Origin of the sequence: Actinospica durhamensis (assembly GCF_018139695.1) — a bacterium.
Classification (GTDB): domain Bacteria; phylum Actinomycetota; class Actinomycetes; order Streptomycetales; family Catenulisporaceae; genus Actinospica; species Actinospica durhamensis.
The window spans coordinates 1-940 of sequence record NZ_JAGSOG010000621.1 but is presented as its reverse complement, the minus strand read 5'-3'; the positions used below and the strand labels follow the sequence as shown (position 1 = coordinate 940).

Genomic DNA, 940 nt, shown 5'->3' with positions numbered 1-940 from the left:
CCAGCAGCTCAAGCACTGGTTCGACACCGCCGGCCCCCTCCCCCAGGCCATCGCCGGACTCGCCGCACTCATCGCCGCGCTCACCCTGATCCTGGTCCTGGTGCGCGCCACCCGCTCCCTGCGCGGGAAGAAGGCCGCCGACACCCTCACCGTCGTGGCCGCCGCCATGGCCTCCTCCGTCGCCGCGACCGGCATGTGGCACTTCTTCTCCCGCACCATGCACCTGCCGGTGTGGATCCAGGCCGTGCTGTTCGCGTTCATGGAGATATCCGTGCTCGCCTCCGCGCTGCGCGCCCGCGCCAACGTCGCGCGCGACGGCAACGCCGGCGCCGACGGCATCGCCGTGTGGGTGCTGACCTCGGCATCCGGATTCATGTCCGCCTCCGAGGCCACCTCACCGCAGGAAGCCCTCGTGCGCCTCGGCGCCCCGCTGGTGGCCGCGTGGCTGTGGGAACGCAGCATGGTCCCCGAGCGCCGCGCCCGCCGCGCCGCCGACGGCCGCGCCGAGACCGTCCGCTGGCTGCTGTCCTACAAGCGCATCGCCGTACGCCTCGGCCTGGCCACCGCCCTCGGCGCCAACCTCGAGACCGAGGACGCCAACCGCCGCATCGACCGGTTCGTGCGCGCCGACAACCGGGCCAAGCGCGCCGGCTGGCTCACCCGCCGCCACGCCGCCTCCCGCCGCGCCCGCGCCCACGCCCGCCTGATGGAACAGGCCCGCATGCAGGCCGACCCGCGCGCCCTCTACGCCCACCTCGGCCGCCAGGCCATCCTCGACGTCCTGGCCCGGCTCGGCGGCGACGACGCCGTCATCGACCGCGAACGCGCCCGCCAGATGCGCCACATCCTCACCGACGCCCTCGACGGCGACATCGAGGACGCCGAAGCCGTCACAGCCGAGGCCCCGGCCGCGGCAGCGACCGGGCCGCGCCCCGCCGCC

Annotated in this window: 1 pseudogene; it reads left to right on the top strand. The window is 75.3% G+C overall.

Annotation, left to right across the window (positions count from 1 at the left end):
• Positions 1-940, top strand: a pseudogene (locus KDL01_RS41410) (hypothetical protein); the annotation flags it as partial.